Origin of the sequence: Streptococcus infantis (genome assembly GCF_047464415.1) — a bacterium.
In the GTDB taxonomy this organism is placed as follows: domain Bacteria; phylum Bacillota; class Bacilli; order Lactobacillales; family Streptococcaceae; genus Streptococcus; species Streptococcus infantis_AE.
Genome location: NZ_JASHBX010000011.1, coordinates 57,766 through 74,839, shown reverse-complemented (window position 1 = coordinate 74,839; position 17,074 = coordinate 57,766). Strand labels below are relative to the sequence as shown.

Sequence of the window (17,074 nt, the reverse complement as noted above, 5' to 3'; positions counted from 1 at the left end):
CGGTTGCTGAACCATCGTTTCCTACTTCAACCTTAGTTGCTGTTGGGTTAGCGTCTTCTACTGCTTTCTTAACGGCATCTTTTTCTGGTTGAGTTAAGGCTGATGTGTTTTGAACTGGTGTCTTAGCAGCTGGTTCTTGAACACCTTTAGAATCTGCTTCCTTAACAGTCTTATCGCCTGTAAGAGTTGCTGTTGATCCATCTGGGAACGTTACGGTTGCTGAACCATCGTTTCCTACTTCAACCTTAGTTGCTGTTGGGTTAGCGTCTTCTACTGCTTTCTTAACGGCATCTTTTTCTGGTTGAGTTAAGGCTGATGTGTTTTGAACTGGTGTCTTAGCGGCTGGTTCTTGAACACCTTTAGAATCTGCTGCTTTTACAGTTTGTGCTGGTGTCAATTTAGCTGTTGAGCCATTTGAGTAAGTTAATGTTGTTGAACCATCATTTCCAACTACTACTGTTGTCGCATCTGGGTTCGCCGTTCTTACTGCTGCTTCTACAGCTTGTTTTTCTGGCGTAGTCAAGGCTGATGTATTCTTAACTGGTGTTACTGTAGGTGCAGTTGGTTCAATTGTGAATACTGAGTTTCCTGGAATAACATCTGTACTTCCATCCTTATAAGTCACCTTAACATTCGTACCATCTAAAGTAACACTTTCAATCTTGTCGCTGAAAGTTGGGTTAGCATCTTTAACAGCTTTTTCAATAGCACTCGCTTCTGGAACAGTGTTTGATGTAATAGGTGTTGATGGCGCTTGTGCGTTATATTTGAAAGTTTGTGGTTTCCACATAAAACGGATACGCCCAAGTTGTCCTGGTGTAGTCGCATCACCAACATGTTCATAGCTTGTATTACCCGCTGCATCTTCAGCAAATAGGTAACGAGTGAGTTGTCCGTTACTTTCTGTGTAAGTGTTCTTAGGAACTTCACCAGTTACTCGAACGATAGCTGGAGTTGACTCTGTAGCAGGAGTTACTACATGAATACCTTCAGTCTTAAGATACAAACCACCTTTATTTCTACCGTTTAAGAAGGTAGTGTCTTCTGCACCAAGCCCACTTCGGTTATCTTGCGGCAAAGCTAGATAAGCTTTTACAATCTTACCTGAATTATCAGTTACCTTTAGCTCAATATTATTTTCTTCACCAGAGTAAACATAAATGGCTTGTGTCGCAGGATCATCATATGGAATGTGTAAGGTTGGACGAACTGTCTCTTTTACAGTAACTTTAGTTGGAGTTGATGTATTATTTGCAGCATCTGTTGCTGTAACACTAATTTGATCATCAGCATTCAAAGCTGGAACTGGGATTGAAAACTCACCATTGTCACCTGCTTTTGCAGAAGCTTTTTGTCCATTTGGAAGAGTAACCTCTACGGTTGAACCTGCTTCAGCTGTACCTGTAATAGCAGTAGCGCCTGCCTTAACTGGATTTACAGTTGGTGCTGCTGGTGGTGTTGTGTCTGGTTTTGCTTCTACATTAATTTCTTTCCATCCAGTTGGACTTGAGTATTTAGTTTCTTTAATATTTGAAATGACCTTAGCTTTACCTGCTTGGATTTTATCCTTCATTTCAAGAACAACTGTATCAAAGAAACCATCACTAGAGTATGAGGTTACAACTGCTTTTGATTCGTCTTTTGAAGTCCATGCCCCAGGAATTGAATCGCGTTTAATAGCTACTTCGCTTCTACCATTGTTAGCATTAGGGTAATCAAAGTAAGCAATTCCTGCATCATGAGGGACTTTTAATGTAACTGTCGTAGTTTCCGCAACAATACTTTGTTGATCTTTCGAATCAGTTGAAGGTTGCACAGTTGATTCACCTAGACCAACTGCAACTTCTGTCGCTTCACTTTCGCTAACTCCAATTTTTTGAGTAATCGTTACACTATCTTTTGGAACCAACTGATCTTGGTTAGTAATATTACTATTAAATCCTTTTGAAAGTGTTGTTGTCCAGGTTCCATCTGTCGCTACTGTGATATTATCAGCTAGAGTAGTTCCTGCAACTTTTACTGTTACAGTGGCTCCTGGGACACCTGTTCCTGAAAGTGTGTTATCCGTAGATTTCACACCTGCTACGGTCATACTACCTGTAGCTTGTAATGTCGGTGTAACTGCAGGACTTGGTACTGCGAATATATATTTTAATAACTGCCCACCTTGTCTCAATGTAACTGTATTAGCAGCAGCATTGTATGTTTCAGCTTTTTGTTTATTTACTTCTTTAAGTGTATAACCTTTAGCTTTTATTTTCGTAATAGCTTTTTGCACTGCTTCGATATTACTCAAATTAACAACTTGATCTCTATCTCCTGGGATCGCACTACTTGCTGCGAGCTCATTACCCGCTTCATCATAAAAGGCTACTTGTACAATTTGTGGTGCTGTAAACTCAAATTTTTCGATTTGTACACGTTGCAAGTTAGTACCCGAACCCGTACTTCCTAAGAATGACAACGCATAAGTTGCATTTGAGTTGTTAAGAGCAGTCTTAGCACTTGGTTCCATGATTGAAGCATTCGCAGTCTTCAAATTAGTTGACCATTTTTCAGAACCGTAAGTTACAATAAACTCTTTTGATTGACCTTTATATTCAATTTTAAAGTCTACCCATTGGCCACTTGGAGCTGGATTTAGAGCTTTGGCTGCTGAGCTACTTGTCGTTACCCTACCAGCATTATTTGATGAGTAGAATGAACCGAAGGCATTTGTTTTCCAGGCTCTCCCACCATATTGTGGATCGGCTGATGCATTTTGGTTGGCATTTGGGTTAGAAGTGTTGTGCCATGAGTCTAGTTTGAAACCAAAGGCATTTTTGATAGTACCCATACCAATAGACGCTCCGGATTGACCAATAGTATCTACATTACCTGTATGGAAGACGAAGCCGACTCCATCACCACCTAGACGACTACCTACAGTATGACCTTCGTATTTATCACCAATATCTACCTTACCAGTAAAGGTAAAGTCTTCCCTAGGATCAATTTTAAAACGAAGGTAAGCACTACCAACTTGACCTGACACGTCATCTGTTAATTTAATTGTGCCAGACGTTTCATCATAATTTGCCGTACCACCTTCTTTAAAGAAACTATCAAAGTTATCTTTCGTTACTGTAACACGATCAAGTCTCGATTCATCAACTGCACGTGATGTTCCTTCAGAAGTCGCACGTTTGTTTCTGACTTTAGGAGTTTCTGAAGAATCTGTAGTTTCTTCAGATGCTGCTTCAGTTGTTATTTCAACTGTTGCTTCAGTAACTTCCTTCACACTTGCCACTGCTTGAGTCAAGCGTTCAACACTTTGGTTTACTTGTTCTTGGCTTGCTGAACCGTTCGCAACTAATGCTTCAGCTTCTTTAATTGCAGCTGCTACTTCAGCTTTAACGGAAGCTTCTTGACCTTCCAAGTTTTTAGCTTTAGCTTGCGCCAAAACAGCTTCTAGTTGAGATTTGTCAGCTGAAACGACAGTTGTTGCTGAATTTGCTTCTACTACTTCAGTTGCAACTGAGCTAGCTGTAGCTGGTGCCACATAGGTCGGTGCCTCTGTAGTAGGTTCAGCTTGCGTTGCTAAAGTTGTAGTTTCTGCCTTAGCTTCTACACTGTCAGCGTGGACTGCTGGAGTAGCTAAAGTTGCTCCAACAGCAAAGACAAGCGAACAACCAAACAAGAAATGTTTTCCTTTTTTAATCATTCGCCAATTCTTTTGTTCCGCATTTTTACGGTTAAAATACATCGCGTATTCCCCTTTTTATAATTATTATAGTGTTTTTTGCACACTGGTTTATTATACGTTATTTACTTAAATATTTCAAATTATTTGATTTCTTTTTTTAAATGAGTGATTTTATATAAATATATCCCTGAAATCGTTAATTTTTCACATATTTAGGTACTTTTGAACTGTAATTTTATAATATTTGACATTAAAGAAATGATACTAAATCATGAAAAAAACTTGAAAATATCAATCACTTTAAATCTGTTTTACTTTTTTTGTTTCTTATATCTTTTATTTTAATTCATTTGTAAATATTTACTTATTTTTTATAAAATGTCAATTTGTTCTTATTTTTAAAAATTATGAACTTTTTCTATTTAACATCGAAATAATATTCACTCCATAAAAAAGGCGGTGGGACAGAAATCGATAGACAAAGTCTCGATTTCGTAGTCCCAGCCCCGCGAGGATGATTAGGAACTTTTTGGAGTCTAATACTCAATGAAAATCAAAGAGCAAACTAGGAAGCTAGCCGCAGGCTGTACCTGAGTACGGCAAGGCGACGCTGACGTGGTTTGAATTTGATTTTCGAAGAGTATAAAAGACGAACAAAAAGTTCAATCATCTACCGCGTCAAAGTTTGTTTCCTAATAAAAATGAGGTCGGGATCTTTTGTCCCAACCTCCAGTATATAAAATTATTTAGCTTCAAATCCTTCTGCAACTGCTTCCGCAAAGTTTTCTTCTACGATGCTTGCGCAGTGGTCACAGATGGTTGCGTGGTAATGACGTTCTGCTGTTGTCGGGTCGATACGACGGCAACGGTCACACACTTCACCAGCTGCACGTTCTACAGTGAAAGCTACATCTTCAAAGGCTACTGCACCTTCTGGAGCTGCACCTTCTGCGATAGTCAATTCTGAGACAATCAAAAGTTGAGCAACATTGCTATCAACAGCTCCAAGAAGAGTTCTCACAACTTCGTTTGGATAAACTGTCAAATGAGCTTCAAGGGATTTACCGATGACTTTTTCATTACGAGCTTCTTCCAAGGCTTTTTGAGCTTGACCACGGAAGTCCATGAAGGCTGCCCATGTGTCCAAGATTTCCTCTTGGTTGGCAAATGTTTGAGCTTCTGGCAATTCTGACAATTGAACAAAGTCTTCGGCTTCAAACTCAAGATATGACCAGATTTCTTCAGCAGTGTGAGGAAGGATTGGAGTCAAGAGTTTGGTAATTTTTACAAGAATATCGTAAAAGACAGTTTGCATTTGACGGCGTTCCAATGATTTGGCTCCTTCGATGTAGACAACATCTTTAGCAAAATCAAGGTAGAAGGCTGACAAGTCAACGTTGATAAAGTTCACTAGTGCTTTATAGATTGTCAAGAATTCAAAGTCAGCATAAGCATCACGAATTGTTTTCACAAGCTGATTAAAACGAATGGTCATGTACTTATCCACTGAACGAAGCTCTTCGTAAGCAACTGCATCCTCAGCTGGATTAAAGTCAGATGTGTTAGCAATCAAGAAACGAAGAGTGTTACGGATCTTACGGTAAGTTTCAGAAACTTGGCTCAAGATATCCATAGAGATACGCACGTCGTTGCTTGAGTCTACACTTGTTACCCAGAGACGCAAGATTTCCGCACCAAATTGTTTCTCAACATCGCTTGGAGCAATGGTATTTCCAAGAGATTTAGACATCTTTTCACCTTTACCGTCAAGGGCAAAACCTTGTGACAAGATTTGTTTGTATGGTGCCACACCATGGTTGGCAACAGATGTGATAAGAGAAGAGTTGAACCAACCACGGTATTGGTCTGAACCTTCAAGGTAGAGGTCAGCTGGGTATTTAAGTTCTGGACGGTTAACCACAACCCCATTCCATGATGAACCTGAGTCAAACCATACGTCCATGATGTCAGTTTCTTTCTTGAACTCTCCATTTGGTGAACCTGGATGTGTAAATCCTTCTGGCAAGAGGTCTTTAGCATCACGTTCCCACCAGATGATTGAACCATGCTCTTCAAAGAGTTGAGCTACATGTTCAATTGTTTCAGCTGTCATGATTGGTGTGCCGTCTTCTGCGTAGAAGATTGGAAGAGGAACCCCCCAGGCACGTTGACGTGAGATTACCCAGTCACCACGGTCACGGATCATGTTGTAAAGACGGACTTTACCCCATTCTGAATGGAATTTCACTTTTTCGATTTCATTCAAGATATCTTGACGGAATTTTGATACTGAAGCAAACCATTGTGGAACTGCACGCCAGATGATTGGTTTTTTCGTACGCCAGTCAAATGGGTATGAGTGAGAGATTTCTTCTTGGGCAAGAAGAAGATTTCCTAATTTTTCAATAACCGTTGGAACAACCTTATCATAGAATTGGCCTTCAAACTCAGCACCAGCATTAGCCATCATAAGCCCGCGTTCGTTAACAGTCACGGCAACTTCTAGACCATTAGCAACACCAACATTGTAGTCATCCTCACCAAATCCAGGAGCTGTATGGACGATACCTGTACCAGAGTCTGTTGTAACGTGGTCACCAAGGATAACGAGTTCATCTACAGCAGAATCCCATGGGTGTTCAGTCACGATGTGGTTCAATTCTGAACCACGGTATGTAGCCAAAACTTGAACATCCGCCCAGCCAAATTTTTCAGACAAGCTGCTCAACAATTCAGCAGCAACCACAAACTTACGAGCTTCACCAGCAGGTTGTACCAAAACGTAATCAATATCCGCACCAACAGTCAAACCACGAGAAGCAGTGATGGTGAATGGAGTTGTTGTCCAAACGACGATATAAGTATCTGTATCAAGAACACCTTTGCCATCTTTAACCTTGTTGGCATAGTAAAGTGATGTTGATACCAAGTCATGGTATTCAATTTCCGCTTCAGCAAGTGCTGACTCAGATGACCAAGACCAGTAAACTGGCTTAGCACCACGGTAGATGTAGCCCTTGTTAGCCATCTCACCGAAGACACGGATTTGCGCTGCTTCATAATCAGGTGTCAAAGTTACATATGGATTTTCCCAGTCACCAGACACACCCAAACGTTTGAAGTCTTCGCGTTGTTTATCTACTTGAGAAAGAGCGTATTCACGGCAAAGTTTCAAGTATTCAACCAAATCCATCTCTTTGCGTTTGACACCTTGTTTGGCCAAAACTTGCTCGATTGGTAGTCCGTGTGTATCCCAACCTGGGATGTATGGTGCGTAAAATCCTGACATAGACTTAGAACGAACAATGATATCTTTTGAAATCTTGTTCATAGCATGACCAACGTGGATATTTCCGTTAGCGTACGGAGGTCCATCATGAAGAGTGAAGTGAGGTTTCCCTTCATTCAACTCTTGACGACGTTGATACAATTTTGCTTCTTCCCACTCTTTTTGCCACACTGGCTCTTTGGTTGGAAGTCCTGCACGCATTGGGAAATCTGTTTTCCCTAGATTTAAAGTTTCTTTGAGTTTCATGATATCTCCTTTATGATATAGACAAAATAAAAACCACGACTCGCTAAAAAGGACGAAAATCGTGGTACCACCTTTGTTCGGAAAAAGAACTAGTCTTTCTCCCTCTTTTCCCGTAACGCGGGGAACGTCAAATCTTACTAACTTCAGACTTGATAACTTGAGAGGATAATCTCATCAACAGGGATTGTAGGACTTCCACCATCTCCTACTCGCTGAAAATATGTTAAATTAGATCTTGTTCTCAGATTTTCTTTCTTATAAAAGATTAATAGATTCTGTCAAGGGTGTTGGTTGAGAATCTTCTTGGCTTGAAGAATCAACTTCTTCTACTACTGAGCTAGCAGTAGCTGGCTTTTCTTCTTTTTGTGATTCAGCCAATTCTCGATTAGCTGCTTCAATACGGGCTTGGAGCTCTGCTACTTCCTCAGGTGAAAACTGACGGGTCATGTCAATTGGCTCTTCATCCTGATAGGTAGAAACATCTTCACCCAAAACTTCTCCAACAACTTCTTTAAAGGCTTCGTCACTTGTTTGAAGGTAAGTTGCTGTCGGGCGCAAAATTTCTTCCCAGTCAGAAGAGTCTACAATAGCTAATTGACTCTCAATCGTAGATTTCAAACGTTGATGGAAGACACGGCTCTTGTTCTTCAATTCTTCCGTCTCTACAGCAACCTTCTTAGCATTATCTGTAGCTTGACGCAAGATTTCATTAGCCTTATACTTAGCCTCATCAAGCAGACGCTGGGCATCTTGTTCAGCCTGTTTAAGGATATTTTGAGAGCGTTCATTAGCAGCTTGTTTGACACGTTCTGCAGTATCTTGAGCAATCAATACAGACTGGCTCAATGACTCCTTAATCTCATCAAAATAAGACAAACGTTCCTCTAAATTTTTAATGTGTTGTTCTTTTTCGTGATTGCTACGAACAAGTGTTTCATAGTCACGAACAACAATATCTAGAAATTCATCAACTTCTTCAGGATTAAAACCTCTGAATTTGGTACTAAAGGTTTTATCCTTGATTTCTAACGATGTAATTGGCATATTTTCCCCTCACTTACTTAATAATAGTTGAACTATCAATTTTTTCTTATCTTTTTTAGTCTGGCCATTTTCTTTGAGTAAGATCATTCGTCCAAAGCGTCTGACACTTACTAAATCACCAATCTGAACCTGATAATCAGATTTTTCAACCAGATGGTAATTTACCTGAACATATTTTCTTTCTAATAAATCGGCTGTCTGGGAGCGAGATAATTTCAGAACATTCGATAAGAAGGCATCCAAGCGCATGCTCGGAACTAAAACTTCTCTTTCCTGATAGTCATTTTTGGATTCTAATAATTCTTCAAAAGGCCTTACTTCTAGTTTTACAGGTAATCTAGCAACCTTTTGAATTCCATCCTGGAAGAGGGAAACAAATTTCCGGTCCACAATGATTTGCGCTCTATTCTCCGTTACTAATATATCACCAAATAACTTGCGATCAATTCCCAGACGATTCAGAACGGTTCCTAAAATCTTGGAATGAGTCAATTGGTCAAACTTACTAGAATAAACAATCTCGAGTAATTCCATTTCAAAATCCGCCAAAGTCGGTATGAAATAATCTGGTGCAAGAAGCACACGACTATACTCACTAGGCACAAAATCATTGCTTGAAAAAACTTGAATCCCATGATGATTCCCCAATGTCTTTAAAATAAAGACCTGATGGGGATTGATAAAGGGAGTTAGGATGGGAGCGTAGTGCTCTTCGACCTGCCTAAGCCACTCCAATCCTTTATCAATGAAAGGAATATCCTCGACTGAGAAATGCTGATAAATCTCTTTTCTCATGCTAGTATATAAAGAAAACGGATCAAATAGTTTCCAAGTAAATGAACTAAAATGACAGCCACCCAAACTGAAAAATCAATACCACCAATACTTAGGGGCAGACGTCTCAAGGGTTGAAGGATAGGTTTGACTAAGCTAGTTAACAAACGACCTAGTGCTGTATCATAGGCATTGGGTAACCAAGATAATAGAGCAAAAGCTACAAGTATCCATGAATAGATAGTTGCAGCATTCTGTATTAAACGAATTAGAAAAATCATTACTTCACTCGATTTCTCTTCATATCAAAATCAAACTCTTCACCGTGAGAACCATCAGGCAAGCGAATGTCTTCAATATTAACCACAACTCCTACTGGTGTCAAAAGATACATAGTATTTGCAACTTTTCTCAATTCACCAGCAAGCACATGGCGAGCCCCATCTAAGTAATCTAGACAGCGGCGTGCTTGTACTTCAGTCATATATTGGAAGTCAATTAGAATACTTTCGTTGCCTGCCAACAAATCAACAATATCTGTTGCATCTTCGTAGCGACGAGGATAACGAACATCAATAGTTACCTTTTCTGTGCTACGATGGCTCTGCATCGCCAACTCTTGCTGACGAGCATGAAGGCGCGTAATATTTTTCTCTTTAGAATTCACTTGTGAAGATTGTGGTAACTGTTGAGCTCGTGGAAGTTCTTCCTTTTGAGCCGAAACTGAAGTTAAGGTTTGTTCAGACTTTAATTCAGCAACGCTTGGTGCCACCTCTTCTCCATCTTCAGTGAAATAATCTATAAACTTATCAAATTTATCTTTTAGTGACATGGTTATTTCCTATTTAAAAAATGCTGTACCGATTCGAACGAAAGTTGAACCACATTGAATCGCTTCTTTGAAGTCTCGACTCATACCCATACTTAGTTCGGTCATCGGCATATTAGGGAGATGTTTTTCTTGAATGGTTTTTTGCAATTCTTGCGTTTCTTTAAATATGTCTAGTAACTCTTGACTAGTCGCTTCAAATGGAGCCATGGTCATCAGACCCACATACTCAATCTGGTCTAATTCTGAAAGTTCTGGTAAGAGGGCTAACAATTCTTCTTTCGAAAAACCGTGCTTACTTTCTTCCTTAGAAATATTTACTTGCAAAAAGCACTTAATCTTGTGGTCCGCTCGTTTTTGAATTTCCTGAGCTAGCTTTAAGGAATCTAAAGCATGAAAATAATCCACATAAGAAACCACTTCCTTGACTTTACGTCTCTGTAAGGTTCCAATCAAATGCCAGGTAAGATTCTTATCACTCAGAGCATGATACTTGTCAAGAAATTTATCAACACGGTTCTCACCAATGTGTTGCACTCCTTGCGAAACCAAAGCTGAGGCTGTTTCAACATCTACATATTTGGTCACCGCAATCACAGAAACCGAATCGTTTTCACGACCGGCTTCCTGAACTGCATTCGATATCTGTTGAAAAACAAGGTTCGTATTTTCTTTTAAATTCATCTTCATTAACGATTTTTAAAGAATGGTGGTGTTTCCAGCTCGTCTTCATCTGTCGCTGCTGGAACTTCAAAACGTTCCACTGGAGAAACAACTGGTTCTCCTTGACGAACGATGGCATCGCGTCTCAAGTCCCAGTCACCAAAGGCTGATGTCTTTGGTGCTTCTTGACGGCGATAACTTGGAGTTGGAATTTCTACTGTATCAGCCATATCAAAATTACGATCAAAAGTTTGTGCATGGCTAGTTCGAGCAGGTTCACGGTGGGTTGCTTGGCGTGGTTGAGCAGTTACAACTTTCTCAACTTTATCCTGACGTACTCCTGTTGCAACAACTGTCACGCGGATTTCGTCTTTCATTGTCTCATCAATAGATGTCCCAAGCCAGATGTTAACACCATGACCAGCTGCTTGGTTCACAATTTCTGATGCTTCTTCAGCCTCAATCAAAGTCAAGTCCAAGCCACCAGTTACGTTGACAATCACATCTTCTGCTCCATCGATAGTTGTTTCTAGAAGTGGTGAGTAGATTGCTTTACGAGCAGCTTCTACAACACGTTCTTCACCGCTACCGATACCAATACCCATAAGGGCATTACCTTTATTGGCCATAACAGTCTTAACGTCTGCAAAGTCCAAGTTAATCAAACCAGGATTTGTAATCAAATCTGTAATCCCTTGTACACCTTGACGAAGAACGTTATCTGCTTCACTCAATGCTTCGAGAAGTGGAGTTTTCTTGTCAACGATTTCTAGCAAGTTATTGTTTGAGATAATCAAGAGTGTATCAACATGCTCACGAAGTTCGTTAATCCCTTCGATAGCAAATTGTCCACGTTTGCTTCCTTCAAAACCAAATGGACGAGTGACAACACCTACTGTCAAAGCTCCGAGGCTTTTTGCAATACGAGCGATAACTGGTGCAGCACCTGTACCAGAACCACCACCCATACCAGCAGTGATGAAGACCATATCAGCACCGCTGATTGCTTCTGTCAATACTTCTTCGCTTTCTTCTGCAGCTTTACGACCAACTTCAGGTTGACCTCCTGCACCAAGTCCGCGAGTCAATTTAGGACCGAGCTGAATAACTGTTTCAGCTTTTGTACTGCTCAAAGCCTGTACATCTGTGTTGGCTGCGATAAATTCAACGCCGGAAACGCCTTCGTCAACCATACGGTTGATGGCATTTCCACCACCACCGCCTACACCGATTACTTTAATGACTGCACCTTGTGCAGCTGCTGTATCAAATGAAAATGTCATATTTATATTCCTCTATTTTATTCGTCAAACATGCTTCCAATCAAGCTACGGAAACGATCCGTTAATTTACCTTTGCTCTTCTCTTCTGATTGAAGAGGAGCCACTGGTTCAACAGATTGAGTTGTTTCAGGCTCGGGAGTTGTCACTGTATTAAATACTGGTCGTGGAGAAACAGGTGAAACTGGTTGAGCTGAACTTCTAAAGTCAATCGGTTGGTGGCGTAAACTTTCGTCACCTCGAATTGCTCGTTGTGCCAAAACATTCACTTCAGTAAGACTACCAGCGAATTCTGACAAGCTGATGACATGGGCAAAAGCAGGGTTGCGAATCCCAACCTGATTTGGTACGAATAACTTAACGCGTACTCCAAATACTTCTTGGGCCAATTCAACGACACCTGGAAGAAGGGCATTCCCACCAATTAAGACAATACCTCCTGGCAAGTCTAATAGGTGACGTCTTTCCAAGTCTTGCTTAATTTGCTCAAAAATGTGCTTAAGTCTTGCTGAAATAATCTCAGCCAAGTATTCTTCAGTCACTTCAACTGGCTCAACTTCACCGATCACTTCAACTTGGAATGTTTCCTTGCTAGCTAGCGGTGGATAAGCTTCCCCATAGTTCAGTTTTAGACCTTCTGCAATTTTCTTAGAAGTCTTAAGAACTTTTGAAATGTCTTTTGTGACATAATCGCCACCCTCTTGGTTGACATTTGTATATTGAAGTTCTTGGTTGCGAATAGTGGCAACAGTCGTTTGACCACCACCCATGTCGATAACAGTCGCACCAAACTCACGTTCACCTTCATTCAAGACAGAGTGAACCATTGCAAGAGGTGAAATAATCACGTTATCGACTTGAACGCCTACACGCTCAACAGTTTTACGAAGATTGTGGAGGATCGTACGTGGGCCAGTGTACAAGAGACCGCGCATTTCCAAACGCACACCCATCATCCCGCGAGGATCACGAATTCCTTGGAATCCATCTACGACAAATTCCTCTGGAATAAAGGTGATAACTTCACGGTCTGGAGTCATACTTTTAGTCAAGGCTGATTTGACAACATTTTCGACATCTTGATCCGTAATTTCTTTTGTATCTGATGTCACTGGAATCATGCCTTGAGTTGGCTCCACTTGTAGCAAATTAGCTGGCAAACCAACGTTTACAGACTTGATTGAAATTCCTGCTTTTTCTTCTGCTTGAGAAATTGCAGACTTAATTGCAGTCGCTGCTGCTTCGATGTCAACGATAATCCCATCTTTGACACCTTTACTTTTGGCATTGCTAACGCCAATTACATTTACTTCACCATTTACAAGCTCTGCAACCAACACTTTAATAGAGCTAGTTCCGATATCTAAGCCTGTAAAAAAACCATTTCTAGTCATTACACTGCGTCCTCTCTATCTTCCCAGTTTCACACTTCTATTTTTAATAGCTACACCAAGGCATAACTACTCACAAAATATTATAACACAAAAAAAACATTCGTGCTCGAATTTTCTAACATTTAAACAAGCTTTTTCTTGAATTTTTATAATTATCCGACGATTGCATAGACGAGTAAACAAAAAAAGAAAGAGAATCTCCTTCCCTCTCTTTCTGTATACATTTTGGCCTCCAGTAAGGCTATTTTTAAAGTTCTTGTTTGTAAAATTCTTTCAAGGCATCTTTCCAAGTTGGAATGACAAATCCAGTAGCTTTGGCTTTTGCAAGACTCATTGTTGAGTTTAGTGGACGTTTAGCTTTGGCAGGAAATTGACTTGAGTCTACTGGCTTGACTTCGACATCTGTATCCTTCAAAATTTCAACCGCAAAGTCATACCAAGTTGTGTCTTCTGTCGCATCATTTGACAAATGGTAATAACCAAATTCCTTGCGATTTTCAGCTAGGAAAGTCATGAACTCAGCCAAGGTACGCGTCCAGGTTGGTCGACCATGTTGATCATTTACAACTGTCAAGGTCTTATGAGTTTTAGCAAGATTTTGCATCGTGAAGACAAAGTTTTTGCCGTAATTTCCAAAAACCCAAGCAGTACGGATAATATAGAAGTTTGAAACGTGTTTTTCTACAAGCTCCTCTCCCATACGCTTAGTCCGGCCATATTCAGTTTGAGGATCTGGTTTGTCATCCACTTCCCACTCTTGTCCAACTGGTTTCTTACCGTCAAATACATAATCTGTAGAGATGTAGACTAGAGTTGCACCATGCTTTTCGGATGCTTTTGCGACATTTTCTGTCCCCGTAACATTGATGACAAAGTCCAATTCTTTTCCTTCATCCTCTGCTGCATCAACAGCTGTGTAAGCCGCACAGTGATAAACTAAAGTCGGTTTCACCTCTTCAAAAACTTTCTCAACCATTGCTGCATCGGTAATATCCATCTCAGCCACATCAACCGCAACGTATTCTTCATTACGCTCATCCAACAAATAACGAAGTTCCGTTCCTAATTGGCCATTTGCCCCTGTAATTAAAATCATTTTTCTTCCTTTCAACTGATTCACAATTCTTCGGTATAGCAATAGAGGTTGGGACAAATGATTCCTACCTCACTTTTTATTAGCAATCAAACTTTGACGCGGTAGCTGATTGAACTTTTTGTTCATCTTTTAGACTCCAAAAACTCCTAATCATCTTCGCGGGGCTGGGACTACGAAATCGAGACTTTGTCTATCAATTTCTGTCCCACCGCCTTTTATTTTTCAAGAACCTCTTGTGTTTTAGCGTAGTTGGCTTCAACAGCTTCTTTTTCTCCTTGCCACCATTCTTGGTTATCTCTGTACCATTGAATGGTTTCTTTGAGACCTTGTTCGAAATTTGTGAATTCTGGTTTCCAACCCAACTCATCACGGAGCTTGCTTGCGTCAATCGCATAACGAAGATCATGTCCTGCACGGTCAGTCACATGATCATAGGCATCCGCAGGTTGTCCCATTTCCTTAAGGATTAGTTCCAAAACTTCCTTGTTGTTTTTCTCGCCATCAGCCCCAATCAAGTAGGTTTCACCAATTTGACCTTTTGTCAAGATTGTCCATACACCTGAAGAATGATCATTGGTATGAATCCAGTCACGAACGTTCTTTCCTTCACCATACAATTTTGGCTTAATTCCACTTAGGATGTTGGTAATCTGACGTGGGATAAATTTTTCAATGTGTTGATAAGGACCGTAATTATTTGAACAGTTAGAAATCGTTGCCTTGACTCCAAAAGAACGTACCCAGGCTTTGACAATCAAGTCTGAAGCTGCCTTAGTTGATGAGTAAGGAGAGCTCGGGTTATATTTAGTTTCAGCGGTAAATTTCTCACCTGGACCTTCACCATGACCTGGCAAATCCTCACGTAGAGGGAGATCCCCATAAACTTCATCTGTCGATACATGGTGGAAGCGAATATCATACTTACGAGCAGCTTCTAAAAGAGTATAGGTTCCGATGAAGTTGGTATGGATAAATGGTGATGGATCATTGAGTGAATTGTCATTGTGACTTTCCGCGGCATAGTGCACTATAGCATCTGCTTGAGCTGCCAACTTGTCTACCAAGTCTGCATCCGCAATGTCACCAACAACTAACTCAACACGATCACCTAAAATTTCCTCAATATTCGCGCGGTTCCCAGCATAAGTCAACTTGTCTAGGACTGTCACGTGAACATCTGGAAAATTCTTGTAAACATAGTGGACAAAGTTGGAACCAATAAAACCAGCTCCACCTGTCACGATAATTTTTTTGTATTCAGTCATATTCTTTCCTTTTTACAAATCTTCTTTTTTCAAAGGTTTTACATCCTTGAGAAGTGGATGATTTTTATCAGCTTCTGAAACCTCTGCTTCTGCAAGATTTTCCCATTCAATGCCAAGGCTTGGATCAGCGTAGTTCACAAAGGCATACTTGGGTTTGAGTTCAAGAGCCCAGTAATCATTGACCAGATAACTATAAGAAACTGTATCTGATAAAACTTGGAAACCATTGGCCACCCCTCGAGGGACAAAGATTCCCTTACTTGCATCAATTACTGTCTGGTAGGTATTTCCGAAGGTTTCGCCCTCGCGTAAATCAACCCAAGAGCCCAGAACTTTCCCACCATCTGCTACAGAGATGTACTTATCCCAAGGCTCTGCATGTAGGCCACGAAGAACATTTTTGCGTGAGAAGGATACATTATTTTGCAATTTTCCTTCTGCAAAGAAAGACTCTGGAAATCCAAGTGGAAGCATTTTTCCCTTTTGGAAATTTTCTTTAAACCAGCCACGATTATCACCATGAACGGGGATATCAAACTCCAACATACCTGGAATTGCATCAACCTTGCGTGCTGCAAGTGTCTTACCGAAAAAATTATCTGTCATCTATGCTTCTCCAATCAAACGGAGCAGATACTGTCCGTATTCATTTTTCTTAAGCGGTTGAGCTAAGGCCAACACATCTTCTCGACTAATATAGCCCATACGGTAAGCAATTTCTTCCAAGTTTGCCACCTGAACATTTTGCATCCGTTGGACTGTTTCGATGTACTGTGAAGCCTCTAGCAAACTTTCATGAGTGCCAGTATCCAACCAAGCAAAGCCACGTCCCATAACCTCAACGGATAAATCTCCGCGATTTAGGTATGCCTTGTTTACATCTGTAATTTCCAATTCCCCACGAGGGCTTGGTTTTATATTTTTGGCAATTTCTACTACATCATTATCATAGAAATAGAGGCCTGTAACTGCATAATTTGAACGAGGGTGTTCTGGCTTTTCTTCGATAGAAATAGCGTTCATGTCATCATCAAACTCAACAACACCAAAACGTTCTGGATCCTTCACATGGTAGCCAAAAACAGTCGCTCCTGACTCCTTGCTTGCTGCCTTTTGTAGCATCTTCGAAAGGCCAGGACCGTGATAGATATTGTCACCTAAGATCAGAGCAACGCTGTCATCTCCAATAAACTCCTCACCAATGATAAAGGCTTGCGCCAAACCATCTGGACTAGGTTGCTCCGCGTAAGAAAGTTGAATCCCAAACTCAGAGCCATCTTGAAGAAGCTCTTTAAAACGAGGCAAATCTTGAGGAGTTGAGATAATCAAAATATCCCTAATCCCAGCCAACATCAATGTTGAAAGTGGATAGTAAATCATCGGTTTGTCATAAACCGGCATCAGTTGTTTTGATGCAGCTCGAGTCAATGGATATAAACGTGTCCCCGAACCACCCGCGAGAATAATACCTTTCATAGTAGGGTACCTTTCTATATTATTACTTTACCT

13 protein-coding genes are annotated in these 17,074 nt (G+C 40.5%); all 13 read right to left on the bottom strand.

Features of this window, described 5'->3' with window-relative positions; translation table 11 throughout:
- On the bottom strand, window positions 1-3,745 hold a 3,745-nt coding region (locus QM460_RS07655), incomplete at its 3' end, for a lectin-like domain-containing protein (protein ID WP_414289710.1).
- Window positions 3,746-4,427: 682 nt separating this feature from the next.
- Entirely contained in the window at window positions 4,428-7,220 is a 2,793-nt protein-coding gene (gene ileS, locus QM460_RS07650) for an isoleucine--tRNA ligase (protein ID WP_414289709.1), read from the bottom strand.
- 255 nt (window positions 7,221-7,475) lie between these two features.
- Complete coding sequence (locus tag QM460_RS07645) at window positions 7,476-8,264, bottom strand: DivIVA domain-containing protein (RefSeq protein WP_301560031.1); 789 nt, start codon at window positions 8,262-8,264, stop codon at window positions 7,476-7,478.
- A 9-nt stretch (window positions 8,265-8,273) separates the two neighbouring features.
- On the bottom strand, window positions 8,274-9,059 hold the full coding sequence (locus tag QM460_RS07640) for an RNA-binding protein (protein ID WP_045762850.1): 786 nt from the start codon (window positions 9,057-9,059) through the stop codon (window positions 8,274-8,276).
- On the bottom strand, window positions 9,056-9,319 hold the full coding sequence (locus QM460_RS07635; protein WP_414289708.1) for a YggT family protein: 264 nt from the start codon (window positions 9,317-9,319) through the stop codon (window positions 9,056-9,058). The genes QM460_RS07640 and QM460_RS07635 overlap by 4 nt, the downstream gene beginning before the upstream one ends.
- The gene (locus QM460_RS07630) at window positions 9,319-9,870 is read right to left on the bottom strand and encodes a cell division protein SepF (protein ID WP_414267742.1); all 552 of its coding nucleotides are present in this window, start codon (window positions 9,868-9,870) and stop codon (window positions 9,319-9,321) included. Before QM460_RS07630 ends, QM460_RS07635 begins: the two co-directional genes overlap by 1 nt.
- Window positions 9,871-9,879: 9 nt before the next feature.
- Entirely contained in the window at window positions 9,880-10,551 is a 672-nt protein-coding gene (locus QM460_RS07625; protein WP_414267743.1) for a YggS family pyridoxal phosphate-dependent enzyme, read from the bottom strand.
- Window positions 10,552-10,556: 5 nt separating this feature from the next.
- Window positions 10,557-11,813 carry a cell division protein FtsZ gene (gene ftsZ, locus QM460_RS07620; protein ID WP_414267744.1) on the bottom strand — a complete coding sequence of 419 codons (1,257 nt, stop codon included), beginning with the start codon at window positions 11,811-11,813 and terminating at the stop codon, window positions 10,557-10,559.
- Between the two features lie 17 nt (window positions 11,814-11,830).
- Complete coding sequence (gene ftsA / locus QM460_RS07615) at window positions 11,831-13,204, bottom strand: cell division protein FtsA (protein ID WP_049510383.1); 1,374 nt, start codon at window positions 13,202-13,204, stop codon at window positions 11,831-11,833.
- Between the two features lie 247 nt (window positions 13,205-13,451).
- On the bottom strand, window positions 13,452-14,300 hold the full coding sequence (gene rfbD / locus QM460_RS07610; RefSeq protein WP_414289707.1) for a dTDP-4-dehydrorhamnose reductase: 849 nt from the start codon (window positions 14,298-14,300) through the stop codon (window positions 13,452-13,454).
- Between the two features lie 215 nt (window positions 14,301-14,515).
- The gene (gene rfbB / locus QM460_RS07605; protein WP_414289706.1) at window positions 14,516-15,565 is read right to left on the bottom strand and encodes a dTDP-glucose 4,6-dehydratase; all 1,050 of its coding nucleotides are present in this window, start codon (window positions 15,563-15,565) and stop codon (window positions 14,516-14,518) included.
- A gap of 12 nt (window positions 15,566-15,577) precedes the next feature.
- On the bottom strand, window positions 15,578-16,171 hold the full coding sequence (locus QM460_RS07600; RefSeq protein ID WP_414289705.1) for a dTDP-4-dehydrorhamnose 3,5-epimerase family protein: 594 nt from the start codon (window positions 16,169-16,171) through the stop codon (window positions 15,578-15,580).
- Window positions 16,172-17,041, bottom strand: a complete 870-nt coding sequence (rfbA, locus tag QM460_RS07595; protein WP_414289704.1) for a glucose-1-phosphate thymidylyltransferase RfbA — start codon at window positions 17,039-17,041, stop codon at window positions 16,172-16,174.
- Window positions 17,042-17,074: the final 33 nt, after the last annotated feature.